Source organism: Labrys neptuniae (assembly GCF_040797145.1).
Taxonomy (GTDB): Bacteria; Pseudomonadota; Alphaproteobacteria; order Rhizobiales; family Labraceae; genus Labrys; species Labrys neptuniae.
This window is the reverse complement of sequence record NZ_JBFNQD010000001.1, coordinates 1059904-1085170: the sequence shown is the minus strand read 5'-3', so window position 1 is coordinate 1085170 and position 25267 is coordinate 1059904. Positions and strand designations below refer to the sequence as shown.

Below are 25267 nucleotides of genomic sequence, written 5' to 3'. Positions count from 1 at the left end.
ACGTCCATCCGGCTCTCGTGTAGAAGCTCCCCAACTCGGCGGTCCCAGTTTCCGTTTTGGAGACGTGGTTTGCATTTGCAAGCCACTATGCCGCCTTGTCGTTTTCAACCGTCGGATCGACAGCGCAACCATAGGCGACACCATGTCCACCTTTACGCTCAAGACCGCCGATATCGAGAAGAAGTGGGTCATCATCGACGCCAAGGGTCTGGTCGTCGGTCGTCTGGCTTCCGTGATTGCCATGCGCCTGCGTGGCAAGCACAAGCCGACCTACACGCCCCATCTCGATTGCGGCGACAACGTGATTGTCATCAATGCGGACCAGGTGGTGTTCACCGGCCGCAAGTACAATCAGAAGGTCTATTATCATCACACCGGCCATCCGGGCGGCATCAAGGAGCGCAGCGCCAGGTTCATCCTGGAAGGCAAGTTCCCCGAGCGCATCGTCGAAAAGGCCGTGGAACGCATGATCCCGCGCGGCCCGCTCGGCCGCAAGCAGATGCTCAACCTGCGCGTCTACAAGGGTACCGAGCATCCGCACGAGGCTCAGCAGCCCCAGGTGCTCGATGTCGGCGCCATGAACGCCAAGAATGTGAAGGGCTGATCCGATGGCCGATACGCTCAATTCGCTGCAGGCTCTCGGCGAGGCTGCTGCCGCCGCCGAAGCGCCCAAGCATGTCCAGAAGCTCGACGCCCATGGCCGCGCCTATGCCACCGGCAAGCGCAAGAACGCCATTGCCCGCGTCTGGATCAAGCCCGGCGCCGGCAAGGTCACGGTCAACGGCCGTGAACTGGCCGTCTACTTCGCCCGCCCGGTGCTGCGCCTGCTGATCCAGCAGCCGCTGACCGTCGCCAACCGCACCGACCAGTACGACATCAACATCACCGTTGCCGGTGGTGGTCTGTCGGGCCAGGCCGGTGCCGTGCGCCACGGCGTCTCCAAGGCCCTGACCTATTACGAGCCCGAACTGCGTTCGGCTCTGAAGAAGGAAGGCTTCCTCACCCGCGACAGCCGCGTGGTCGAGCGCAAGAAGTACGGCCGCGCCAAGGCTCGCCGCTCCTTCCAGTTCTCGAAGCGCTAAGCTTCTGGAAACAACTTACGAAAACCCCGCTTCGGCGGGGTTTTTTATTGCCCCGTTCACGGCTTTGGCGGAGCCGTCGAGCCTCGGACCACGAGTTCCGTCGAAAATTGCTGCCGGCCGGTTTCGTCGGGCGTATCGAGGATCATCTCGACGGCGAGCTGGCCCATGGCCGCGATCGGCTGGGCGATGGTGGTCAGCGGCGGTTCGGAGAAGGCACTTTCCGGCACGCCGTCAAAGCCGATGACCGAAACGTCCGCCGGCACCGACAGGCCTCGCTGCTGCAGCCATTCAAGGGCGGCGAAGGCGATGCGGTCCGACATGGCCAGCAGCGCGGTCGGCGGGGCAGGGGCCGCGAACAGCCATGCCATCGCCTTTTCGACATCGGCTTCCTCGTTCTGCGTTTCTAGGATCGGCACGCCGGCGGTATCGATTCCCTGCTCGGCAAGAGCGGCGAAATAACCGAGCACACGGTCGCGCGAACTCGAATAGACTGCGGTCTCGACCTCCCGCATGGTCGCCGGGCCGGTGCGGTCGTCGGCGAAAGGCATGGACAGGATGGCGAAGCGCTGGTGACCGAGGCCCGCCAGGTGGCTGGCTGCTGCCTTGGCACCGGCAAAATTGTCGACGCCGATGGCGGCGATGCTTTCGTCGCGCGTACCCAGATGCAAGGCGACGAAAGGCAGCTGGCGCTCGCGCGTCAGCTCGACCAGCCGCGGGCCCTCGTCGATGCAGAACAGGATGAAGCCGTCCACCAGGGCACTCTGTACATTCCAGGCGAGCTTCTGGTCATTCATGGCCGAGACCAGGGCGATGCCGGCCCCACGCTCGTCGCAGGCCTTGGAAATCGCCGCCATCATCAGGCGGGCGAAAGGATCCTCGAAGAAATAGGACAGGGGTTCGGCCGTGACGATGCCGAGTGCGTTGACCTTGCCGGCGCGCAGCAGGCGCCCCTTCGGATCTGGCCCGCGATAGCCGAGCGAAGCAGCGATCGCCTCCACACGCTCGCGGACTTCCGGTCGCACCAGGCGCGGGCGGTTGAAGACGTTGGAGGCGGTACCCTGCGACACGCCCGCCGCCTTGGCCACATCCGCGAGCCGTATGACCTTGTCCAAGGGCTTCTCCCATTGCGTTTGCGCGATGTTCGGCGAACCGGCGTGCTGCCGGACCGTCCGATATCGGGCTACCGGCTGCCCCGCCGTCCGACCGCTCCCTTCGATGGGACGGCGAAGTAATGCGTCCGACTGTAGCATGTCGTTGGATCGATTCAATTTTACTTGACCCATGGCGGATTCGTCGTTAAAGTTTGAATCGATTCAATATATTGTAAAAGAGTTCTCTGCCCGCGGCTTGCGGGCTATTTTTGCATAGAATATTGAATCGATTCAATAAATTCAAATGCGGAGCACCCGTGATGATTCCCTCGAGCTATTTCTTCAAGACCGCCTATCGGCGTCGCTGGGAACAGCCGGTCTCGCCGGAAGCCACGCCGGCAGCCCAGCCGAACCGAGCCTGGTACAGCACCCTGGCAACGGCGATCAGCCAGTGGCGCGCGCCCAGGCCTTCCGGACGAGGCGGACGCAAGGATCGTTGAAGGCGCTGAGCTCCTTTGACACCATGTGAGGATCTCGCTCAGGCTGGACAGGGCCATGGCTCTGCGGCCGGTATTGGTGGACCGGAACGTCGCGATATCCGGAGAGAGCGGGAGACGATGCGTGGAAGCCTCCGAGCCCGCACCGCCACTTGGATTGCCTGCGTGGATAGGCATGTTGCGCTATGTGTGACGATGGAAGACGCTGCCCGAAACGGCTTCTATGGCAAGCTCGGCCCTTGTCGATTCGGAACCGTGCCATGTCCTTCAGCGTCCGCGATATCTGGTTCAAGGGCTATCGTTCGCTGCGCTCCATCCATTTCGAGGTCGGCGAGCTCAACGTGTTCGTCGGCGCCAATGGCACCGGCAAGACCAATCTCTATCGCGGCCTGCAGTTGATCCAGGCAGCGGCTCAGGGCAGCTTCGCCCATGAGCTGGCACGCGAGGGTGGCTTGGCGGCGGCCCTGTGGGCCGGAATGCGCCCGCGGAACGAGCCCGCCCGTATCCATCTCGATGTCGGCCTGGCGAGCGATACCGCCCGTTATCGCTACCGCATCGAGGCTGGGCTGGTGCAGCAGGCCGGCGGCGTCATTCTCGGCACCGGCTTTCTCGGCGAGCCGCAGGTCAAGGTCGAGACTCTCAAATTCGGCCATCGCGGCCGCGAGCAGACGCTGTTGGAGCGCAAGGGGCCGGCCGTCAGCATTGCCGGCACTGATGGCAAGCGGCGCCCGTTCGGCGTGCCGCTGCTGGCCTCGGAAACGGCCTTGGCGACACTGCACGATGCCGATCGCCTGGTCGACATCGCTGCTGTACGCCGCGCCTTGCTGGAATGGCGTTTCTATCATGGGCTGCGCACGGACCGCGATTCCGCGCTGCGCCAGCCCTGCTATGCCGTCGCCACGCCGACCCTGGCCTCGGACGGTCACGACCTGGCGGCTGTCTTTGCAACGCTCGTCCATATTCGCGCCGACAGCGATGCCTTATTCGAAACCGTGGATGAAGCCTTTCCCGGTGCCCGCCTGGTGGTGCCGATGCCCGATCGCATGGCCTCCTTCGGCATGACCTTCCCGGACAATCCCAAGCGCGTCTACGAGGCGAGCGAACTCTCCGACGGCACCTTGCGCTATCTCGCGCTGGCCGGGGCCCTGTTGTCGGCCCGCCTGCCGCCCTTCATCGCCTTGAACGAGCCGGAAGCCAGCCTGCATCCCGATCTCCTGGTTCCGCTGGCGGGCATGATCGTGCGCGCCTCGCGCCGGACCCAGATCTGGCTGGTGACCCACTCACAGGCTCTGGCGGATGCCATCGAAACCCTCTCCGGCGTGCCGGCGCACCGCGTGATCAAGCGCGGCAGCGAAACCTGGCTCGAAGGCCTGCGGCTATCGGGGGATTTCGCCGAGGACGACTGAGGACGCCTGGAGCTCGATATGGCGTGCTCAGCGCGTAGCATATTGCTCGTCGCTGACCTGTTCGAGCCAGTCGACGGCCTTGCCGTCCAACTGCTCCTGGATGGCGGTATGCGTCATTGCCGTGGTGGCAGTGGCGCCGTGCCAATGCTTCTCGCCGGGCGCGAACCAGACCACGTCGCCCGGCCTGATCTCCTCGATCGGCCCGCCCTCGCGCTGAACCAGCCCGCAGCCTGATGTTACGATCAGGGTCTGGCCGAGCGGATGGGTGTGCCAGGCGGTGCGTGCGCCAGGTTCGAAGGTGACGCTGGCGCCGACGGCGCGCGCCGGCTGAGGCGCGCTGAACAGGGGATCGATGCGGACGGTGCCGGTGAACCAGTCCGCAGGTCCGCGCCCGGAAGGCTGCGAGCCGGCCCGCTTGATGTCCATGATGATCCTCGTGAGCGATGGGAGGGGGCCGGATCTTAGCGGTGATGGCTGCATCGTCATAGTCCGTTCAGCCCCTCTTCCCACCAGGGATGGCGGGAAGAGGGGCGAGCCGGGAACAGCGGTGGGCATCAACGAGGGAGCCCGCGATCATGCCGAACCTTGCTGGCGTCGAAGGCCCGCCTATTGGGTGACGGCTTCCGACGCGTATTTGAATGCCGGCGCTGCTTCCAGCTGCTCCTTGGTCATCGCCAGCATGCCACGAGCCGGATAGTCCCGTACCTGGTTGACGGGCTGGGTCTCGGGAGTCCCAGGTGCTGCCGATGGCGTGCCCGCAGGTGCCGGCGCGCCGGCGGCGGGTTGAGCGGGTGCCGGTGTTGTGTCGCTCCAGGTTATGGCGGTGTAGGGCAGGGCCACATTCTTTTCCCCGATACCCAGGAAGCCGCCGACGCCGATGACGACACCGACCACAGTGCCTTTCTTGTCGACCAGCACGTCGTTGACGTTGCCGACATTCTCATCCTTGGCATTGTAGATCTTCACGCCGACGAGCTGGCTGGCCCGGTATTGGCCGGGCTCGGCCTTGGTGACGAAGGAAACGGCGCCCGTCGGCGCGGGGGTTGTCTGCTGAGCCAAAGCCGCGGCGGGCAAGCCCAGCAGGGTGACGAGGGCGATGGTGTAAGTGGCTTTTCTCAGGATCATGGAAACCTCCTTTGATGAGCCGTTCCACCCTCCAAACCACACTGGCGATGCGATGTTCCGCGTCGGCAGGGCTAACCGTTGCGGTGCGAGGCGGGGTCCCGCCATCGGACATATTCCCTTTGTCACGCATTGCCCTTAAAGCCAGGGGCGATATTCGTTAAGTAAAGCAGCGCCAGAGGAGATCCCATGGCTGGCCCAACCGACGATCCGCTTCGCCCGCGCCCGACCGACAATGCCGTCTTCCGCAAGGAGGTGCTTGGCGGTGCCACAGAGCCGACCTATGGCGGCATCCTGTCCTTCATGCGCCGGCGTTATCAGCGTGACCTGTCCGGTATCGATGTCGCCGTCTGGGGCATTCCCTTCGATGCGGCCGTCTCCAACCGGCCCGGCGCCCGCTTCGGGCCGCAAGGTGTCAGGCGCGCCTCGGCGATCTTCGACGGCGACCCGCAATATCCTTTCCAGGCCGACCCGTTCGAGCAGCTCGCCGTGGTCGATTATGGCGATTGCTCCTTCGACTATGCACGTCACGGCGAGATCCCGGCCTGTATCGAGGCGCAGGCGCGCGACATCATCGACACCGGCACCATGCTGTGCTCGATCGGCGGGGATCACTATGTCACCTGGCCGCTGCTCAAGGCCCATGCCGCCAAGCACGGCCCGATGGCGCTGGTGCATTTCGATGCCCACCAGGACACCTGGTATGACGACGAGGGCCGTATCGACCACGGCTCCTTCGTGGCACGCGCGGTGCGCGAGGGCATCATCCGGCCAGATCGTTCCATCCAGATCGGTATCCGCACCCATGCGCCGGACGATTGCGGTATCGAGATACTCTACGGGGAAGACCTGGAGACGCTCAGCGTCGCCCAGGTGGTCGAGCGCGTCCGCCAGCGGGTCGGTGATGCCAAGACCTATATCACCTTCGACATCGATTGCCTGGATCCGGCCTATGCGCCCGGCACGGGTACACCGGTCGCCGGCGGTCCCTCGTCGCGCCAGGCCCTGATGATCCTGCGCCGGCTCGGCTTCCTCGACATCGTCGGCTGCGACCTGGTGGAGGTCGCGCCCGCCTATGACCATGCCGATATCACCTCGATTGCGGGCGCGACGGTGGTTCAGCATTATCTGGGCTTGATTGCTGAGCGGAAGCAGGGCAAAGCCGGGACATGAGCAACGAACGCAAGAATTCCCTGACCTATGCCGATGCCGGTGTCGATATCGATGCCGGCAATGCCATGGTCGATGCCATCAAGCCCCTCGTCCGGGCCACCCGTCGCGTCGGCGCCGATGCCGAGATCGGCGGTTTCGGCGGCCTGTTCGACCTCAAGGCCTGCGGTTTCAAAGATCCTGTCCTGGTCGCAGCCAATGACGGTGTCGGCACCAAGCTGAAAGTAGCGATCGAGACCGGCATCCACGACACTGTCGGCATCGACCTGGTGGCGATGTCGGTCAACGACCTGGTGGTGCAGGGCGCCGAACCGCTGTTCTTCCTCGACTATTTCGCCACCGGCAAGCTGGCTCCGGGGCAGGGCGTCGCCATCGTCAAGGGCATCGCCGAAGGCTGCAAGGATGCCGGTTGCGCCCTGATCGGCGGCGAGACCGCCGAGATGCCGGGCATGTATGCGGACGGCGACTACGATCTCGCCGGTTTTGCCGTCGGCGCGGTGGAACGCGATGCCATCCTGCCGCGTGGCGGCGTGGCCGAAGGCGACGTCATCCTCGGCCTGGCGTCCACGGGGCCGCATTCCAACGGCTATTCGCTCATCCGCAAGATCGTCGAGCTTTCGGGCCTTGGCTGGGATGCGCCCGCTCCCTTCGCCGAAGGCAAGACTCTCGGCGAAGCTCTGCTGACGCCGACGCGCATCTATGTGCGGCCTTTGCTGGCGGCGTTGAAGGCGACGGGCTCTGCCGTCAAGGCACTCGCCCACATCACCGGTGGCGGCTTCCCGGACAATATTCCGCGCGTGCTGCCGGATGGCATCGCCGCCTCCATCGACCTCTCCTCCTTCACGCCACCGCCTGTGTTCGGCTGGCTGTCGCGCACGGGCGGCGTCGAAGCCCATGAGATGCTGCGCACCTTCAATTGCGGCATCGGCATGATCGTCGTTACTGCCGCGGCAGATGCGCAAGCCGTGGAAGTGGCTCTCGGCGAAGCCGGCCTGCCGGCGTCCCGCCTCGGCACGGTGGTGAAGCAGGAAGGTGCCGAGCGGGTCGTCTATCGCGGCACGCTGACGCTATGAAGGGACGCAAGCGCGCCGCCATCCTGATCTCGGGGCGCGGCTCCAACATGGCTGCGCTCATCGAGGCTGCGAAGGACCCTGCCTATCCAGTTGAGATCGTTGCAGTTATCTCCAATCGCCCGGGAGCGCCCGGGCTGGCTCGGGCCCGTGAGGCCGGTATCGCCGCCGAAGCGATCGACCACAAGGCTTTTGGCAGCCGCTCTGATTTCGAGGCGGCGCTGGAAGCCCGGCTCGAAGCCCATGTCGTTGATCTCGTGGTGTTGGCGGGCTTCATGCGGCTGATGACGGCGCCTTTCGTCCAGAGCTGGACCGGGCGCATGATCAACATCCATCCGGCCCTGCTGCCGGCTTTTCCCGGGCTCGCCACCCATGAGCGCGCGCTCGAGGCCGGGGTGCGCCTGCATGGCTGCACCGTCCACTATGTCACGCCCGGCATGGACGAAGGGCCGATCATCGCGCAGGCGGCGGTACCCGTGCTGCCCGGCGATACCGCTTCGGACCTCGCGGCGCGGGTGCTGCACGCCGAACACAAGCTCTACCCGGCCGCCCTTGCGCGCGTGGCGCGCGGCGAGGCGCCGGTCATGGGCGAGCGCGTCGAGATCGCACCCGGCGATCTCCTGTTCTGCGAGTGACATCTGCGGCTGCGTTGTCGCCCTATTAAAGCTCGTTACCGGCCCAGCCTTTTCATATGGAATTTTCGAGGAACCAGAATGTCGATCATCAACGGTGTCGCGTTTCGCATGAAGAAGGGAACGGCTTTGTCGTCAGCCGCTGCGTGCTGCGCCGTCTTGCTGGCTCTTGCAGGCGCCGCGCCGGCGTTGGCCGAACCCGCCACCGCCGAAGGCGCGCGCAAGCTCACCGAGACATTCCAGTCCTATATCGGCTCGGTGCCGTTCGAGAAGGGCTTCATTACCATCGCCCCTAAGGACGATGGCTATGACGTGACCCTCTCCTTCGATGGCAGCAAGCTCGACAATGCCAAGGGCAAGGGCGTCGGCGAAGTGGCCCGCATCAATCCCTATGTCGTGCGCCTGACACCGCAGCCTGACGGCAAATGGGCGGTAAAGAGCGGCCCGGCGCCCATCGCCGCGGCCTGGAGCCGGGAGCGGGAGGGCAACACGGAGACCGGCAGCCTGAATTTCGCTGCCTGTGCCAGCCAGGGCGTGTTCGCGCCCAAGCTGATGAGCTTCGAGACCTTGGTCGCCGGTTGCGACGGCAGCAGCGCGACCGTGCGCAACCATGATGCTGATGTCGACCTCTCGACCGGCAAGTTCGGTTTCGAGACTACCAGCAAGGCTGATGAGGCCGATGGCGTCGACGTCAAATTCGACAGCAAGCTGGAAGGGCTGAAGGGCAAGGTCCAGGACAAGAAGGATCAGCAGTTCCCGGTTGCGTTCGAACTGACCGGCGGCCAGCAAACGCTTTCGGCGACCGGCATGCGCTTTACCGCGATCTACGATCTTGTCGCCTTCCTGCGCGACCACCCCTCCAAGGGGGAGATCGTGCTGGCGCAGGACGAGCTCAAGACCAAGCTGCGGACCGCATTGCCGTTCTGGCGGGAGGTTTCGAGCACCTCGAGCATAGAAGGGCTCGGGGTCAACCTGCCTTTCGGCCAGGTCAAGCTGGCCAAGGCGACCCAGGCTTACAGCCTCACCGGCCTAGTGAAGCAGGGCTACTATTCCGATGCGCTCGACTATTCCGGCCTCGTGATTCCGGATGTGGTGGTGCCCGAATGGGCCCGCTCGCTGATCCCGGCCCAGGCGAATTATTCCACCAAACTGTCCTTGAACGGCCTCGACGGCATGGCGGACGTATTGATCCGCGGCCTCGATGCCACGCAGGATCCGCCCTTCAGCAAGATGATGGCCGTGGCGCTGATGACCCGGCTGCTCGACGGCGATCTCAACTACAAGGTTGATTTCAACGTCGCCGCGCCTGCCTATACCCTGAAGGGCGACGGCAGCGCGGCGGTCAATCCGGAGCCGACGGCCAGCCTTGCAGTGGCTGCTACCGGCTTCGATGCGGTGGTGGAAGGCCTCAGCAAAGCCGATGCCGAGGACGCGCGCAAGGCGGTGTTCTTCCTCTCCTTCGTGAAGGGGCTCGCCAAGGAAGAAGGCAATGGGCAACTGGTCTGGAACGTCTCCTACGACATCGTCACGCATAGTGTGAAGGTCAACGATCAGGTCTTCCGCCTGCCGCAGCCCGATTGAGTCAAACCCTGCCGGCGGTGCGCCTGCGGCCGACGATGGTCATGAGGCCGCCGACCAGCAGGAAGGCCGCACCGAGCAAGCCGGCAAGGCCTGCAAAGAACCAGCGCCCGAGCAAACCGTCGAGCGTGGCATCGGTCGGAATGGCCGGATTATAGGCGACGGTCACGCTGTCGCCTTCACGCAGGAACGAACTGCGCACGAGGTTGGTGAAGCGGATGACACTGCCCTGCGGTGTCGAGAAGCTGACGACCGGATAGGGATTGACCGAGACGATGGTGCCCGCGGCGGAGGCCGTGCGCGGGCTGCGCCATTCGTTCATGCCGAGCACCGGGGCAGCCAGCAGTCCGACGAAGCCCAGGATGAGGAAGGTACGCCCTACGACGCGCAAGGCTGCCGGGCCTTGGACACGTTTCACACTCACCATCATTTCGTTCCAGTCGCAATTCCGATGCCCGGGGTTTACGGCACTTGCGGCCCCATGGGAACAGGCTGGCTGCGAGAACGGCTGGTTGCGGTTCGCTGGGAATGTGTTTTGTTCTGGTATTTCAGTTGCGATTCCATGTTCACGCGGTGAAGTAGCCGTCATTGCTTCGCTACGCTCGCAATGACGACAATCCGGGTTGGCAATCAAACGACACGCTCTAGAACAGGATCCGTCTCAAAGGACCAGGCACCGAGGGCATTTGCCGCAGCAGCCGATCCAGGGAGAATCCGCCGGATCCGGCAATCGACAGGACGAACATGCCGCCGGCGATGGCAAGGTCCTTCTCGAAATGCAGCAATTCGTTCTGGCTCGAGAAGTCCATGTGGAAGAGCGTTGCCGTGGCGAGGCAGAACAGGCCTAGCATGATGGCACCGATGCGGGCGAACACACCCAAAGCGAGGGCCAAGCCTGCACCCAGTTGCAGCGCGATGACGCCCACGACCAGGGGGGCGCTGATACCGACCACGGCCATGGCCTCAACGGTGCGCATGAAATGCAGCGCCAGGGTCGTGCCTTCGTGAATGAAGATCAGGGCAAGCAGCAGCCGGCCGGCGAGCAGCACGGCATCGGCGAGCCCTGGCTTGATCTTGCTGATTGGGGTCATTGCAGCCACCTCCGACGGAAGGAGGCCGGCAGGAGCCTTGGCGCCCGCCGGCTCGCACGTCATTTCGTCACCCAGGTCATTTCGTCACCTTGGTGTCGATGGCTTTCTGCAGGTCTTCGAGTTCCTCGCAGCCCTGGGGACACAGCTTGCCGAGTTCCGACAATTGCACCTTGGCCTTGTCGACGTCGCCGGTCTCGACATAGAGCTCGCCGAGATATTCCCGGGCGGCCTTGTGGCCGGGCTGCAGTTCCAGCGCCTTGGTGTAGTAGGTGAGCGCCGTCTGGTAGTCGCCGGTCTTGCGCAGCGTGAAGCCGAGCAAATTGTAGACATCGGCCTGCTGGGTGTCTTCGGCCAGGCCCCGCAGTTCCTCCAAGGCGCCGGTATAGTTCTTGGCCTCGATCTTGGCCTTGACGGAGGTCAGGTCGGGCGCGTCGGTGGACTCGATATTGTCGACGGCATAGGCCGGTATCGAGAGCAACGTGGTGGTGACCGCGGCCAATGCCAGCGTGGCCACCGCAGTCGTGACTGCGTATTTCAGCATGATTTTTCTCCTGAGGGCGGGAATGTCGGGTTTCAGAGCTGTACGGTCGGCGTGAAGCCATAGGCGTTGCCGTCCTTCACGAAGGTTCCGCTGCCGGGGAACGGGAAATGCGAGCCGCAGATCCGGATGTTGTCGGCGATCACCCGGTCGATGAGCTTGCGCCGGGTGGCAATGGCCATGGGGCCATCCTGGTCATAGGCGCCTTGCCAATCCGGATGGGGGGCGAGCAGAGCGGGCACATACATGATGTCGGCCGAGACCATGAACTGCTCATTGCCCGAGCCGACAAGATAGACCGAATGCCCCGGCGTGTGGCCGGGTGCCGACAGGATCTGGATACCGGGCGCGACTTCCGCTCCGTCCTGCACCAGCTTCCAGTTCTTCCATTTCGGAAAGTTCTCGACGATGCGCTTGCCGGCGGGCCGCCGCCCTTCGGCGAGCTTCTCGACGCGCGACGGATCGGTCCACCAATTATATTCCGCAGCGCTGACGATCAGTTCCGCATTGGGGAAGACCGGTGCATTGGTGCCCTTTTCCATCAAGCCCCACACATGGTCAGGATGGAAATGCGAGATCATGATGGTGTCGATCGCCTTGTAGTCGATACCGGCTGCCGCCATGTTGGCCGGCAGATGCGTGGCATTGGCCTGCCATTGCCCGACGCCCGAGCCGGCATCCATCATGATCAACTTGCCATTGACCTTGAGCACGACAACCGTGAGGGGGATCGGCATGAATTCGGTGGTCAGGCCGGCCTTGGACAGGGCCGCCTTGGTATCTTCCACCGAGGCGTTCTTGATGAAGGTCGGGTCGTGGGGCTTGCGCCAGATGCCATCATAGATGGCTGTCACCTCGATGGATCCGACCTTGTATTTGTAGAAGCCCACGCTGGGTTCGACCGCAGTCTGGGCGAGGGCAGGGGCTATGAATTCAAGTCTTCCCGCCAGGCCGAACGCTGCGGCTGCCGCCGCAGAACCCAGCACCGTACGGCGCGTCATCTTCAGCATTCTGGTCACTCCTGTTCAACGGCTCATGCCGGACGGCGGCACGGGCTGTCAGTGCCTCCGTTGAGTGACCAGACCCGGCGGCGTGCGGAATTATTCCCGCCCGCCGCAAAGTTTTTTAAAAAGCCTATGGGCGCGCTGAGGCCGTTCCGCGCCTGTTCTAGCGGGACGAAAGGAGTGTCTCTCCGCGTGGTGTCGTCGCCGCCAGCATGAGATCTTGCAGGGATTGGCGAATGGAAGGGGTACAGGCGAGGACCTTGTGGTTCTCCAGCAGGCCGGGACCGTGCGGAAAATCGCTGGTCCAGCCGCCGGCCTCCTCGACCAGCAGCAGGCCGGCGAGAACGTCCCAGCTCTTGAGGGAAAGCTCGCAGAAGCCGTCGATGCGCCCGCAGGCGACCGCTGCCAGTCCCATCGCCGCGGAGCCATTCTGGACGAAGGCATAGCCCTGGCCAAGCAGGTTGCCGATCAGCCCGAGATAGTCGGCGGCAGGATGTCGGAGCGAATATCCCGCATCGACAATCGCATCCGATGGGCCGCGTGCCGCTCGCACCCGGATGGGTCTGCCGTTGCAGAAGGCACCCTGGCCGCGCCGGGCGGTGAAGATCTCGTTGCTGACGGGATCGTAGACGACGCCGCTTTCCGTCTGGCCGTCGACGCAAAAGGCGATCGACACGGCGAAATGGGCGATGCCGCGGGCAAAGTTCAGCGTACCGTCGATCGGATCGATGACCCACAGATGGCGTGCGGGTGAGCCGCCGGTTTCCTCGGTCAGGATGCCGTCGGCCGGAAACGCTCCGGCAAGTTGATCGATCAGGAAACGATCGATTTCCAGATCGGCCTGGGTCACCGGATCGTGCCGGCCTTTTTCGGCGCTGGACAGGGCCTCGCCGGAGCGGAAGTAGTGACGCGCGATCGCCCCGGCCTGCCGGGCGCAGTCCTGGGCAAAGCGATGCCGCCGGTCGATGTCGTTGCCGGTCATGATTTCCGTTCGCGCCTTGCCACCAGGGAGCGCTTGACGTCCTCCTCCGCCTCGTCGAGCAGGGAGGTGATGGCCTTGGCGGTGGCGATCGGATCTCGTCTTGCAATGTTGTCGACGACGGCCTGGTGCAAAGCGAGCGAGTGGCTCTGGCCCCCGGGATTGTCGTCCGTCAGGCGGAAGCTGATCATCAGGGCTGTCTCGATCAGTGCTGCAAGCGAGCCGATCAATTCGTTGCCGGACATGCGCAAGATAGCCTGATGGAAGGCGAGATCGGGTATGGCGAAGCGTTCGCTGTCGTCGCCGGCCTGCTCCATCCGCGCCAGCAGGAGGCGCAACTGCGCGACCTGTTCCTCGCTGGCCCGCTCGGCCGCCAGGGCGGCGGCCATCGGCTCGATGGCACGCCGGAGCTCGAACAGGGAGCGAGCCTCCTCGGCCGTGGTTCTTGGTCCGTAGCGCCAGACCAGCACGTCGGGATCGAGGAAGTTCCAGTCTTCGCGGGCGCGAACGCGCGTGCCCACCTTGGGGCGCATCTCCACCATGCCCTTGTTGGCGAGCACCTTGACGACTTCCCGCAGCACCGTGCGGCTCACGCCGTGGGCGGCACTCCAGTCATCGGCATTGGGCAACTGGTCGCCCGGGGCGAGGTCACCCCGAACGATGCTCTGGCCGATGTCGTTGAGGAGGCGCGAATAGAGGCTGGTGCCGGTGGCGTTCCCTCCCAGAGAGCTCATGGGTGAAACCTTGGAAGGAAAGGCTGCATTCTTCATTCTATTCCTGTTAGCTGCGTATCACGCCGCGGATAAGCACCTTGGGACGATGGCGGTGAGGTGGCATGGCGAGCTTGCCTTGGTAAAGCCGCTGCGTCCAATCCCCACCGCCCTGGGATCCTTCAGATCACAGCCTCATGTCGAGATTGACCTTGAAGGCATGGCCTTGGGTGTGGCTGGCAAGCTGGCCCGAATAGAAGGCGCCCAAGGTTGTGTTGGGGGCAAGCGCGATGTCGACGCCGGCCTCGATCGCCAGCGCATCCTTGGCGAGCGGGGCGCCCGCTATCGTGAAGGACGAGCCGTTGTTGAAGGCGAGCTTTGCATTCTGGGTGGCGTCGTCGAAGGCGTGCTGCCAGCCGAGCGTGCCGCGCAGGGTCAGCGTGGTCCCGGCGAGGTCGAAACCGGTCGAGGCATGGAGGCCCAATGTGGTGTAAACGGTGTCTGCCGAACTCTTCTGGGCTGTCAGCGCGGCCGTGGTGCCGCCCTTCTCGGCAAAACCATTCGTGTCCAGATGGACATAAGCGAGATTGGCGAAAGGCTCGAAGGCGCTCCGGCCCAGATCGAAGCGGTAGCTGAGTTCACCGAAGGCCTGCGCCGTCGCGGCATCGTACTGCCCCGAAAGCCTCTCGCGGAAGGCCGGGAATACAACGTCGCGCTTGGTGTCGACATTATGCCAGCCATAGATGGCGCCGGTGCGAAAGCCGAGCTGTCCCCATTGCGTGCCGCCATAGAGGCCGAGCTGATAATTGTTGCTGGAACCATCGGAGGTCCGGGCAGAGACGTCGAAACTCGTATGGCTGTAGCCGGCGAGAACACCGAGACGCCAGTCCCCGACCGGCGCGTCGATACCGCCGATGAAACCGCCGCTGGTGCGATCGAAGGAGGCCGCGTCGCCCGAACCCTTGGCTCTGCCGGTGGCGGCGAAAGGCGTGCCCCAGACGACGATGCCGTCGGTGCTGCCCGTGGCGGCCCCGCCCGACGTTCCGGCGATACCGCCGAAGGCCGAGCGCAGGCGCCGGTTGGCGGCATCGCGCGGGTAGCGGCTGTCTTCGATGAAGGCGCCCTTGATATCGGCATGGATTTCGCCCGAAAGCGCATTCCCGTAGGGACGTACATAGCGGTAGAAGCCGATCGCAGTCTCGCCCGGATGGTTCGGGTCTTCCTCCCGGTTCAGGATATGCATCGACCAACCGTCGGGCGTGTTCTTGAAGACCAGGCCCTCGACCTCCTGCTCGCCATCGATCTTGAGATTGCCGATGAGTTCGACCTGGCCCGTCAGTAGATTGGCGCGGTAGATCAGCTTCTGGTCGTTATCGGTCGAAAAATACATCCAGCCATTGAAGATCTTGCCGCCCTGTGCCTGATCGATGGTCTGCGACAGGGGAATGTATTTCTGGAACGACCAGTCCGAAAGGTTGTAGACGGCGAGTTCCGTGGCGTTCTCGTAGGCCATGCCGTAGCCGACGCCGTTCTTGGCGTCGACGGCCACCCAGCTGGCGACGTCATGCGTGCCATGGGGAGGATTGAGGGCGAAGGCCTGGCCGAGATAGGTCAGTGTCTTGGCGTCGTAGATCGCGAAGACCGGCCTTTCATATTTCCCGTTGGTGGTCGGCGAGCGGTTGCTCGTATCGAGCGAGATGTAGAGCTTGCCATCGGCGTAGTCGACGTCGCCGATATGGTTGAGCCCGATATCGGAATATTGCGAAGGGTTCTTCAGGGCATCCGGAATGGCGGGGGTAACCAGCAATTTTGGATCGAAGGCGCCGTTGGTCATTTCCAGGGCATTGGTGCCGGAAAAATACCAATTGGTGCCATCGGTGGTGACGCCTTGCCCGCGGGAGGCGTCTACGCCGGAGAACAGTGATTTCTCGACCATGATCCAGGGCTCGACCGCGAGGGCCGGCAGGCTGGCGGCGGCGAGAAGCGGAGCACAGACAAGGCAGGGCCATGCAAGCTTGCGGAACAGATCAGGCTGCTTCTTGGGCCTATCAAGGGCGATGGAGGACATGGTCTCGTTCTCTCGTGGGCAGGTTCTTGTGGTTGCGCGGCAGCGTTCGCCGGCCTGCAAGCCGGCGATGATGTTCGGATTGGGTAGGTGACGAGCTAGATCGGTCGGTGGCGGCTGCCGCCGGGCCATGGCCTCCCGATGGGCGCCGGACAATGGCCTCGCCCTGGATAATGGGAAGCAGATATGGAAGTCATGCCAGTATGGAAAATTCCATGCCGACGTGTGCCTGGTACAAACAAAGCATTCGCCTGCCGGTTCGTACCGTCATCCGCAGAGCGGACACTATGATCTCAACGAAATAGCGCGTTAAGCCTTGGATCCTGTCAATTGTAACTTATGCCTGGTCACGGGTTGGCCGCTTGGACACTTTTGCCCGATCAATTCGGCATGAGTCTCGACGGCGAGCGCGTTGTGGGCTTCATAGGGCCGGCTCGTGACATTAGTATGAATAATATGAAGAATAGCGATGGCCCGCCTGTGGATCGAGAGGACGGGCGGATACCCGCCCTGTCTGCCGAGGGCGACGGGTGCTGAAGGGGGGCGGGGATGGTGCTGAAACGCCGGATTTACTCGGCCGCCGCCCGGTTGAGCGAGGCGATCAGATCGGTGAAACGCTCGCCCTGCACCGCGACGTGATCATAAAGGCGCGTGGCGGCGAGGGCACTGTCGCCGGCCAGCAGGGCGTCGACGATGGCTTCGTGCTCGGCCAGCGAAGTGCGCATGCGGTTGCGTACGCGCAGTTGTAGCCGGCGGAAGGGAGCGAGGCGCTTGTGCAGGGCGGTGGCCTGTTCGGCGATGAAGTCGTTGCCGCTCGCCACATAGATGGCGCGATGAAAGCGCTCGTTCTCGTAGTAATAGACATCCATGTCGCCGCTGTCGGCCGCCTTGCGGCAGGCTTCCAGTGTCTCTTTCAGCGCGGCCTCGTCGCCCGGCAGCAGGCGGCGGGCAGCGAGGCGCCCGCAGATCGCCTCGAATTCGGCCATCAGGCTGAACATGTCGATCAGGCGCTTGGGATCGGGAGCACTGACGATGGCACCACGATGGGGGCGAATCTCGACAAGGCCGGCAGCCGCCAATTGCTGGAGAGCCTCGCGGATCGGCGTGCGCGAGACCCCGAACCGGGCTGCCAGCGAGACCTCGTCGAGCCGATCGCCGGGCTTGAATACCCCGGTGGCGATTTCTTCCTCGATCTGATTGCGCAGGCGCGTCGCGGGTTTTTCGTTCATGGCCGATATCCTCCGCAATTTCGTACGACTCCCGGGACAACGGAGTCAATCACGCAAAACTTGTATACAATTTTATTGTAACTGTTTCAAAACTGCAATAATGATGAATGCAACCGCAGGCGGAACCAGCCAGCCTCGGATGGATTGAAGAGGAAAACGCCATGTCACGTGCCTTGAGGCAGATGTCGCTTACCCGGAGGCAGATCCTGACTGCCGCACTTGCAACGCCATTGGTCATCCGGTCCGCCGGCGCTGCCCGCGCCGCCACCACGCTGAAGATGTCGCATCAATTTCCCGGCGGCACGGCGGAGCAGGGCGATTTTCGGGACCGTCTCTGCCGCATCTTCGCCGCCGAGGTGGACAAGCGCACCAGCGGGGCGCTGAAGTTCGACGTCTACGCCAATGCCTCGCTGATGAAGACCAATGCGCAATTCTCGGCCATGCGCCGCGGCGCCTTGGACATGTCGCTGTTTCCGGTCGCCTATGCAGGGGGTGAACTGCACGCCACCAATCTGGGCCTGATGCCCTGCCTGGTGACGAGCTATGAGCAGGGCGCCGCCTGGAAGAATGCCGAGATCGGCAAGGCGCTCTCCGGCATCCTGGAGGCCAAGGGCATCAAGATCATCGCCTGGGTCTGGCAGGGCGGCGGCGTCGCCTCCCGCGGCAAGCCGGTGCTGACGCCCGACAGCTCCAAGGGGTTGAAGATCCGTGGCGGCAGCCGCGAAATGGACCTGATGTTCACCGCTGCCGGGGCACAGGTCTCCACCATGCCCTCGAACGAAATCTATATCGGCATGCAGACTAGTGCGCTCGACGCGGCCGTGACTTCGTCGACCAGCCTGATCTCGTTCCGCCTGGAGGAACTCGCCAAATCGCTGACCTCGGCGCGAAAAGGCTCCTTCTGGTTCATGCTCGAACCGCTGCTGATGTCGAAGACCATCTTCGACGCCCTGCCGGCCGATCAGCAGAAGGTGCTGCTCGACGTCGGCGCCGAAATGGAAGGCTGGGCCACCAAGCAGGCGCAGCATGACGACGAGGAGGTCGCCAAGGTCTATGCCGCCAAGGGTGTCGAAGTAGCCGATTTCAGTGCGGCCGACCTCGCCGAGTGGCGCAAGATCGCCGAAGCCAGTTCCTGGAAGGATTATGCGGCGCGCTCGAGCGAAGCTGCGGAGTTGCTGAAGCTCGCACAGAAGGTGGCGTGAGATGGGCGGCTCGATCCAGCATGACGCCATCCTTGCCGCCGACGAAGCCGGCCCGGCGGAGCAGGCAGGTGGGGTGCGGCGGGTGTTCGGGATGGTCAACGCCGTCGCCTTCCGGCTGTCGGCCGTGGCTCTGCTGGCAGCGGCCATCGTCCTCACCTTCGGTGTCATCACCGGGCATGTGACGCGCCAGTCGGTGCTCTGGCAGGATGAGGTCACCATCTACCTGATCGCCGGCGCCATCTTCCTGTCGGCGGCCTCGGTGCAGGCGGTGCGCGGCCATGTCGGCATCGACATCCTTGACCATTGGTTGCCGGCTGCCGCCGGCACCAGGCGGCTGGTGGTCGATGCGCTGGTGCTGTTCTTCTGCGTGCTGTTCGCCTGGAAATCGGGCTCGCTGCTGCACGAAGCCTGGGTGGACGAGCAGACCTCGCATTCGGCCTGGGGCCCGCCTCTGTGGATTCCCTATTCCCTGCTGACGGCAGGCATGGTGCTGCTGGCTGCGCAGGTCGCCCTGCAGGTGGCTGAACGATCGCTTCCGGTGTGCATCATCGTGCTGCTCGCGGTGGTTGCCTTCGGCCTGTGGTCTCGGCCGCCGCTGCCGCTGCTGACCGGCCTGCCCCAATGGGGCATCGGCGTCGCCTACTGCGCGGCAACACTGATCGTGCTGTTCTCGGGCATGCCGATCGCCTTCGCGCTTGGCGTGGTGGCATTGACCTTCATGATTCTGTTCATGCCGGCGGCCTCGATCGACACGCTGGCACAGAATTTCTACGAGGAACTGGCCAATGTCATCATTCTTGCTATCCCACTCTTCATCCTGAAGGGGGCGGCGATCGGCCGTTCCAATGCCGGCAAGGACCTCTATTCGGCCTTGCATGCCTGGCTTTATCGCATTCCGGGCGGGCTGGGCGTTGCCAACACGGTGGCCTGTGGCCTGTTCGCCGCCATGGCGGGCTCCTCGCCCGCCACCTGCTCGGCCATCGGCGCCGCCGGCATTCCGGAGATGCGGGCTCGCGGCTATTCCGGTGGCTTTGCCGCCGGGATCATCGCGGCCGGCGGCACGCTCGGCATCCTCCTGCCGCCTTCGGTGACCATGCTGCTCTATGCGGTGGCGGCTGAGGTCTCGCTCGGCAAGCTGTTCCTGGCCGGGATCGGCCCGGGCCTGCTCCTGATGACGATGTTCGCCGTCTACGCCATGCTGCACTACCGCAAGGAGAAACAGCAGGCCCTGGTCCAGGCCGAGCGCACCGGCATTCGCTCTGCCATCCTGCACGAGGAGAGCTATACCTTCGCCCAGAAGCTTCGCATGATCGGCTGGGTGGTGCCCTTTGTTTCCATCCTCGCCGGCGTGATGGTGGTGCTCTATGCCGGCTGGGCGACGCCCTCCGAGACGGCCGGCGTCGGTGCCGTGCTCGCCTTGGCGGTGATCTCGGCCATGTACGGTATCTGGCGGCCCTCCAAGGTGATGCCGATCCTCTCGGGCACGCTCAGGGAATCGACCATGCTCTTGATGATCATCGGCATGTCGCTGCTCTATTCCTATGTGATGAGCTATCTCCAGATCAGCCAGTCGGCGGCAGCCTGGATCATCAGCCTGAATCTGTCGAAGTGGCTGCTGCTCACCGCCATCCTGCTCTTCGTGGTCGTCCTCGGCTTCTTCCTGCCGCCGGTCTCGATCATCCTGATGACGGCGCCGATCATCCTGCCGCCCTTGAAAGCGGCCGGCTTCGACCTGATCTGGTTCGGTGTGGTGATGACCATCGTCATGGAGATGGGCCTGATCCACCCACCGGTGGGGCTCAACATCTTCGTGATCAAGAATATCGCGCCGGATATCCCGCTCGGGGATATCATGCGCGGTACGCTGCCTTTCGTCGGATTGATGGCATTGGCGGTGGTGTTGGCCTGCCTGATCCCCGGCCTCGCCACCTGGCTGCCCGATCTGATCATGGGGTAATCCCAATGACTCGACCTTGACAGGGTATGGTGAACAGCGATGAGCAGAAACTTCCTGCAGGAATTCCTGGAAGCGGTCGCCGAACGGGGAAGGGGCCTCATCGGCCTCGAACGCCCCGCATCCCCGGTGCGATCGGCCGATCTGCTGGCCCTCAGCAATGCGTTGCTGACCGGCCGGGGCGAAGTTTCCGGTGTTGCCCTGGCACAGCAATGGCTCGACGCCTATGCCGCGGCCGATGAGGAACAAAGGCGGCACCATCTGGCGGCGCTGGCCGACGGTTTCGGCCCCGACCAGCCGCGCCTCGATGCGGCGATCGAGGCCTATCTGCAGGACAAGTCGCCCCGGGCCATGGCCGAGCTCAGCGTTGCCGCCGAGCCGAGGCGCCAGGAGCTCTTCCGCCGGCTCAACCGCCCCGCCGGGGGCACGGCTGCCCTGGTACGGCTGCGCGAGGACGTACTCGCCGGCCTGCCGGGTAATGAGAAGCTGGAGGCCCTCGATGCGGATCTCGCCCATCTGTTCTCGTCATGGTTCAACCGGGGCTTCCTGATGCTGAAGCGGATCGACTGGACGACGCCGGCGAACATTCTGGCCAAGATCATCCAGTATGAGGCGGTGCATACCATCCATAGCTGGGACGATCTGCGCAGCCGGCTGGAGCCTTCGGATCGGCGTTGCTTCGCGTTTTTCCACCCGCAGATGGCGGACGAGCCGCTGGTGTTCGTCGAGGTCGCCCTGACGCAGGACATACCGGGGACGATCGCGCCTCTGCTCGATCTCGAACGCAAGCCGATCCGGGCCGAGGATGCGACCACCGCGGTGTTCTACTCGATCTCCAACTGCCAGGTCGGCCTGCGCCGCGTGTCCTTCGGCAATCTCCTGATCAAGCAGGTGGTCGAGGAACTGAGGCGCGACCTGCCGAAGCTGAAGAATTTCGTCACCCTGTCGCCGGTTCCCGGCTTCATGGGCTGGCTTAAGCGCGAACTCGCCAAGGACGAGCCGCATATTCCTGGCGTGGCCGATCTCACGGTGCTGGAGGGGCTGTTCAGGCCGGCCGAGCAGGGCGGCACCGGGCCGACGGAGACCATGCGCGAGGCGCAGCTCGCGGCTGCCGCCCATTATTTCCTCGCTGCTAGAACATCGTCGGGCGCGCCGGTCGATCCGGTGGCGCGCTTCCATCTCGGCAATGGCGCCCGTCTCGAACGTATCAACTGGCGCGGCGACGTCTCGCCGAACGGGCTGCGCCAGGCCGGCGGCCTCATGGTCAACTACCTCTACGATCTCGATGCCATCGAGGCCAATCACGAGGCTTTCGCCAATCAGGGCGTCATCGCCGCGAGCCCGGCCGTGCGCAAGCTCCTGAAAACCGTGGAAGCGAAGCCCGCGCGTCGCAAGCCGGCCGTACCGGCCTTGCCGCCGCCCGCTGCCAACTCCAAAACGGCCGGCCGGCCGTCATCCAATCCCTGAGGAAATTTGCGTGTCGAACCATCTCTTCACCCTGATCCGTTCCCGGATGCCGGAACCGGGGAAACCCTTCCTGACCCTCGCCGACGGCAGCGGCTTCGACTATGGCGCCGTGCTCGCCTGGTCGGGTCGCTATGCCAACGCTCTGCGCGGCTATGGGGTCGAGACTGGCGATCGCGTGGTCGTCCAGGTCGAGAAGAGCCCGCAGGCGGTGTTTCTCTATCTTGCCTGTGTGCGGGCCGGTGCGGTGTTCGTGCCTCTCAACACCGCCTATACCAAGGCCGAGCTCGACTATTTCGTCGGCGATGCCGAACCGCGCCTGCTGGTCTGCGCACCGGAAAAGGCGGGCGAACTCGGCGAGATCGGCACCCGGCTCGGTGCCGCCGTCGCGACGTTGGGAAGCCATGACGACGGGTCGCTCGCCGAGGCGGCGAAAGGCGCAGCGGAAAGTTTCGACGACGTCGCGCGCGGCGAGGACGACCTGGCGGCGCTGCTCTATACCTCCGGCACCACGGGGCGCTCCAAGGGCGCGATGTTGACGTATGGAAACTTGGCGTCCAACGCCGTCACCCTGGCCGACTATTGGCGTTTCAGCCAGGCCGACGTGCTGCTGCACGCTTTGCCGATCTTTCATACGCATGGCCTGTTCGTGGCCATCAACACCACCTTGATGGCGGGCTCGTCGCTGATCTTCCTGCCGCGCTTCGATGCGGCGGAAGTGCTGCACCACCTGGCCAAGGCCACCTCCATGATGGGCGTGCCGACCTTCTATGTGCGCCTCCTGCAGCAGGAGGGCCTCACGCCCGATGCGACCGCCCATATGCGGCTGTTCGTGTCGGGATCGGCTCCCTTGCTGTCGGAGACTCATGAGCAATGGAGAGCGCGTACGGGCCATGCCATTCTCGAGCGTTACGGCATGACCGAAACCAACATGATCACCTCCAACCCCTATGACGGCGCGCGCGTGGCCGGCGCCGTCGGCATGCCCTTGCCGGGTATCTCCCTGCGCATCGTGAAGCCCGAGACGGGCGAGGCCTTGCCGCAGGGCGAGATCGGCATGATCGAGGTGAAGGGCCCCAATGTGTTCAAGGGCTATTGGCGCATGCCGGAAAAGACCAGGTCCGAGTTTCGGCCGGATGGTTTCTTCATCACCGGCGATCTCGGCAAGATCGACGCCGATGGTTATGTCCATATTGTCGGGCGCGGCAAGGATCTGGTGATTACAGGTGGCTACAACGTCTATCCCAAGGAAGTGGAGACGGAGATCGACGGCATTCCCGGCGTGTTCGAAAGCGCCGTCATCGGCGTGCCGCATGCCGATTTCGGCGAGGGGGTGACGGCGGTCGTGGTGCGCAAGCCCGGCGCCACGGTGGAGGAGCGGACGATCCTCCAGACCCTGGAGGGGCGCCTTGCCAAGTTCAAGCAGCCCAAGCGCGTGCTCTTCGTCGACGAGTTGCCGCGTAACACCATGGGCAAGGTCCAGAAGAACGTGCTGCAGACGACCTACAAGGATCTTTACGTGCGGGGATGAGTATGGTGGCCTTCTCCCCCTGCGGGTATCGTCAACTCTCTTGAGTTGACTAGAGGTCCCGGCAGGGGAATGAGGGGAGAAGCATGACCTTCCAAGACATGCGCCAACACCCCTCATCCGCCCCCACGTTCTTTACTTGAACGCGTGGTCCTTATGGGACCACGCTACGGCACCTTCTCCCGCAAGGGGAGAAGGTTTTCGGCCTCAACCCAGCTTCGGCTCGAGCTGCGTCGACCACAATGCCGCATCGGCGGCGTCGCGCAGGGTGACGGTCATCACCCGCGTGTCGGCGGCGATGGCGACATGGCCGAAGAATTGCAGGCCGGCCGCGGGCGACAGGTTCTGCTGGCCGCCTTCCGGTGCCTTCACATATTTGAGCTCGGGCCCGAAGGTCATGTCGAGGTCGTTGGGGCCGAACGTGCCCGAATGGAGCGGACCGGAGACGAATTCCCAGAAGGGGTCGAAATCCTGGAACGCCGCCTTGTCCGGGTTGTAGTAATGGGCGGCGGTGTAGTGGACGTCGGCCGTCAGCCACACCGTGTTCTTGACGCCGGCCGCCCTGATGAAGCGCAGGAGATCGGCGAATTCGAGCTCGCGGCCGAGCGGCTTGCCATTGTCGTTGTTCGAGACGGCCTCGAAGCCCTTCTTCTGTTCGGCCTTGTCCCACACCACCAGAGCCAGCGGCATGTCGGCGGCGATCACCTTCCAGGTCGCCTTGGAGTTGGCGAGCTCACGCTTGAGCCAAGCAAGCTGCTCGGCGCCGAGGAAGGCCGCTTCCCCGCCTTCGGTGGTCTGCAGATTGGCGCCGTTCGGGCCGCGATAGGTACGCATGTCGAGCATGAAGACGTCGAGCAGCGGGCCGTATGGGATCTTGCGATAGACCCGGCGCGGCTCGGCCAGCGTGGTGGCGATCGGCATATATTCGTGGAAGGCCTGTGCGGCGCGCGCCGCCAGGGCCGCAATCGACTTTTCCTTGTAGCGATCGTCGCTGAGCAGGTCCTTGGAGGACGACCAGTTGTTGGTCACCTCATGGTCGTCCCACTGGGTGATGACCGGAACCTGCTGGTAGAGAGCGCGGAAGTTCTTGTCCATGAGGTTGTATTTGTACTGTCCGCGATATTCGTCGAGAGTCTCGGCGACCTTGGACTTTTCCGGCGTGACGATGTTCTTCCAGACGGTGCCGTCCGGCAGCTTCACCTCGGGCTTGATCACGCCGTCAGCATAGATGTTGTCGCCCGAATGGATGAAGAAATCCGGATTGTGCTTGAGCATGGCCGAATAGATCTTCATGCCGCCGCGGTCGGCATCGATGCCCCAGCCCTGGCCGGCCGTGTCGCCGGACCAGACGAAGGAGACGTCACGCAGTCCGGCCGGGGCCGAACGCAGGTGCCCAGTGACCACTTCGCTCTCGACGCTGGTATGGGCGAGATCCTGGAAGCGCACGCGGTAGAAGATCTCCTGATCGGCCGGCAAGCCTTCGGCCAGGATCTTCACGGTGTAGTCGGTCTCGGGCGAGGCGGTCACCGTCGGCAGCCGGTTCACCGTCTTGAAGCTCTCGGTCGTCGACCATTCGAAGATCGCATTGGCCGGGCGGTCCGTGCGCGACCACAGCACCGCCCTGTCGCCGGCGACGTCGCCCGACTGCAGGCCGGCCGTAACTTCGGGGCGGTCGGCGGCGCGGGACAGGCCCGGCATGGCGAACGTGCCCGTGGCCCCGAGCAGGCCGGTTGCGGCTGTTGCGGTAAGGAAGCGGCGGCGGGACAGAGGTCTTTCGATGAAGCGCATGGCGACTCTCCAGCTTGAAATGCGCTCCTTCTTGGCCATCGACATGACAGTGGCATGTCAAATGGTT

General features: G+C 63.9%; 24 protein-coding genes and 1 pseudogene. 13 read left to right on the top strand and 12 right to left on the bottom strand.

The genetic code is table 11. The features are described 5' to 3' along the window. The first annotated feature begins 142 nt into the window (after positions 1-142). Together rplM and rpsI are read left to right on the top strand one after the other, a co-directional pair. Entirely contained in the window at positions 143-604 is a 462-nt protein-coding gene (rplM, locus tag ABXS05_RS05200; RefSeq protein WP_311935397.1) for a 50S ribosomal protein L13, read from the top strand. Between the two features lie 4 nt (positions 605-608). After that, positions 609-1082: a 30S ribosomal protein S9 gene (gene rpsI / locus ABXS05_RS05195; protein WP_068289830.1), complete on the top strand. Its 474-nt coding sequence runs from the start codon at positions 609-611 to the stop codon at positions 1080-1082. Positions 1083-1138: 56 nt separating this feature from the next. Here the strand turns inward: rpsI and ABXS05_RS05190 are convergent, their stop codons facing one another. Next, positions 1139-2194, bottom strand: a complete 1056-nt coding sequence (locus ABXS05_RS05190) for a LacI family DNA-binding transcriptional regulator (protein ID WP_367623161.1) — start codon at positions 2192-2194, stop codon at positions 1139-1141. Positions 2195-2490: 296 nt separating this feature from the next. Between ABXS05_RS05190 and ABXS05_RS05185 the strand changes: the two genes are divergently transcribed. Both ABXS05_RS05185 and ABXS05_RS05180 read left to right on the top strand, forming a co-directional pair. Next, on the top strand, positions 2491-2673 hold the full coding sequence (locus ABXS05_RS05185) for a hypothetical protein (RefSeq protein ID WP_311935390.1): 183 nt from the start codon (positions 2491-2493) through the stop codon (positions 2671-2673). 257 nt (positions 2674-2930) lie between these two features. Then, positions 2931-4076, top strand: a complete 1146-nt coding sequence (locus ABXS05_RS05180; protein ID WP_367623160.1) for an AAA family ATPase — start codon at positions 2931-2933, stop codon at positions 4074-4076. A 27-nt stretch (positions 4077-4103) separates the two neighbouring features. Here the strand turns inward: ABXS05_RS05180 and ABXS05_RS05175 are convergent, their stop codons facing one another. Then, positions 4104-4502, bottom strand: a complete 399-nt coding sequence (locus ABXS05_RS05175; RefSeq protein ID WP_311935386.1) for a (R)-mandelonitrile lyase — start codon at positions 4500-4502, stop codon at positions 4104-4106. A gap of 180 nt (positions 4503-4682) precedes the next feature. Then, entirely contained in the window at positions 4683-5201 is a 519-nt protein-coding gene (locus ABXS05_RS05170; protein WP_367623159.1) for a PRC-barrel domain-containing protein, read from the bottom strand. 186 nt (positions 5202-5387) lie between these two features. Between ABXS05_RS05170 and speB the strand changes: the two genes are divergently transcribed. From speB to ABXS05_RS05150, 4 genes are all read left to right on the top strand, one after another. Then, positions 5388-6371, top strand: a complete 984-nt coding sequence (gene speB, locus ABXS05_RS05165; RefSeq protein ID WP_367623158.1) for an agmatinase — start codon at positions 5388-5390, stop codon at positions 6369-6371. After that, positions 6368-7441 (top strand): phosphoribosylformylglycinamidine cyclo-ligase, encoded by a 1074-nt coding sequence (gene purM / locus ABXS05_RS05160; RefSeq protein WP_367623157.1) that lies wholly within the window; start codon positions 6368-6370, stop codon positions 7439-7441. Before speB ends, purM begins: the two co-directional genes overlap by 4 nt. Then, on the top strand, positions 7438-8073 hold the full coding sequence (gene purN, locus ABXS05_RS05155; RefSeq protein WP_311935377.1) for a phosphoribosylglycinamide formyltransferase: 636 nt from the start codon (positions 7438-7440) through the stop codon (positions 8071-8073). Before purM ends, purN begins: the two co-directional genes overlap by 4 nt. Positions 8074-8151: 78 nt before the next feature. Next, positions 8152-9651 (top strand): hypothetical protein, encoded by a 1500-nt coding sequence (locus ABXS05_RS05150; RefSeq protein WP_367623156.1) that lies wholly within the window; start codon positions 8152-8154, stop codon positions 9649-9651. Position 9652: 1 nt separating this feature from the next. Here ABXS05_RS05150 and ABXS05_RS05145 read toward each other — a convergent pair whose 3' ends face one another. From ABXS05_RS05145 to ABXS05_RS05110, 8 genes are all read right to left on the bottom strand, one after another. Next, positions 9653-10066 carry a DUF3592 domain-containing protein gene (locus ABXS05_RS05145; RefSeq protein WP_367623155.1) on the bottom strand — a complete coding sequence of 138 codons (414 nt, stop codon included), beginning with the start codon at positions 10064-10066 and terminating at the stop codon, positions 9653-9655. Positions 10067-10292: 226 nt separating this feature from the next. Next, the gene (locus ABXS05_RS05140) at positions 10293-10739 is read right to left on the bottom strand and encodes a DoxX family protein (RefSeq protein ID WP_311935371.1); all 447 of its coding nucleotides are present in this window, start codon (positions 10737-10739) and stop codon (positions 10293-10295) included. Positions 10740-10815: 76 nt separating this feature from the next. Next, a complete protein-coding gene (locus ABXS05_RS05135; RefSeq protein WP_367623154.1) occupies positions 10816-11280 on the bottom strand; it encodes a tetratricopeptide repeat protein in 465 nt (154 codons plus the stop codon). A 32-nt stretch (positions 11281-11312) separates the two neighbouring features. Beyond that, entirely contained in the window at positions 11313-12287 is a 975-nt protein-coding gene (locus ABXS05_RS05130; RefSeq protein WP_367623153.1) for an MBL fold metallo-hydrolase, read from the bottom strand. Positions 12288-12444: 157 nt separating this feature from the next. Then, on the bottom strand, positions 12445-13263 hold the full coding sequence (locus tag ABXS05_RS05125) for an inositol monophosphatase family protein (RefSeq protein WP_367623152.1): 819 nt from the start codon (positions 13261-13263) through the stop codon (positions 12445-12447). Continuing rightward, positions 13260-13994 (bottom strand): FadR/GntR family transcriptional regulator, encoded by a 735-nt coding sequence (locus ABXS05_RS05120; RefSeq protein WP_367623151.1) that lies wholly within the window; start codon positions 13992-13994, stop codon positions 13260-13262. The genes ABXS05_RS05125 and ABXS05_RS05120 overlap by 4 nt, the downstream gene beginning before the upstream one ends. Before the next feature lie 163 nt (positions 13995-14157). Then, positions 14158-16038 carry an autotransporter outer membrane beta-barrel domain-containing protein gene (locus ABXS05_RS05115; protein WP_367623150.1) on the bottom strand — a complete coding sequence of 627 codons (1881 nt, stop codon included), beginning with the start codon at positions 16036-16038 and terminating at the stop codon, positions 14158-14160. A gap of 566 nt (positions 16039-16604) precedes the next feature. Continuing rightward, a complete protein-coding gene (locus ABXS05_RS05110; RefSeq protein ID WP_367623149.1) occupies positions 16605-17264 on the bottom strand; it encodes a GntR family transcriptional regulator in 660 nt (219 codons plus the stop codon). Between the two features lie 161 nt (positions 17265-17425). Between ABXS05_RS05110 and dctP the strand changes: the two genes are divergently transcribed. The 5 genes and pseudogenes from dctP to ABXS05_RS05085 all read left to right on the top strand — a co-directional run bounded on the left by dctP (position 17426) and on the right by ABXS05_RS05085 (position 23415). Next, entirely contained in the window at positions 17426-18466 is a 1041-nt protein-coding gene (gene dctP, locus ABXS05_RS05105; protein ID WP_367623148.1) for a TRAP transporter substrate-binding protein DctP, read from the top strand. 1 nt (position 18467) lies between these two features. Further along, a pseudogene (locus ABXS05_RS05100) lies at positions 18468-18983 on the top strand (TRAP transporter small permease); the annotation flags it as partial. 96 nt (positions 18984-19079) lie between these two features. Beyond that, positions 19080-20423 (top strand): TRAP transporter large permease, encoded by a 1344-nt coding sequence (locus tag ABXS05_RS05095; RefSeq protein WP_367623430.1) that lies wholly within the window; start codon positions 19080-19082, stop codon positions 20421-20423. Between the two features lie 39 nt (positions 20424-20462). Next, complete coding sequence (locus tag ABXS05_RS05090; protein ID WP_367623147.1) at positions 20463-21887, top strand: malonyl-CoA decarboxylase; 1425 nt, start codon at positions 20463-20465, stop codon at positions 21885-21887. Between the two features lie 10 nt (positions 21888-21897). After that, positions 21898-23415, top strand: coding sequence for a malonate--CoA ligase (locus tag ABXS05_RS05085; protein WP_367623146.1), 1518 nt, complete (start codon positions 21898-21900; stop codon positions 23413-23415). A 204-nt stretch (positions 23416-23619) separates the two neighbouring features. Here the strand turns inward: ABXS05_RS05085 and ABXS05_RS05080 are convergent, their stop codons facing one another. Further along, positions 23620-25200 (bottom strand): alkaline phosphatase D family protein, encoded by a 1581-nt coding sequence (locus ABXS05_RS05080; RefSeq protein ID WP_367623145.1) that lies wholly within the window; start codon positions 25198-25200, stop codon positions 23620-23622. Positions 25201-25267: the final 67 nt, after the last annotated feature.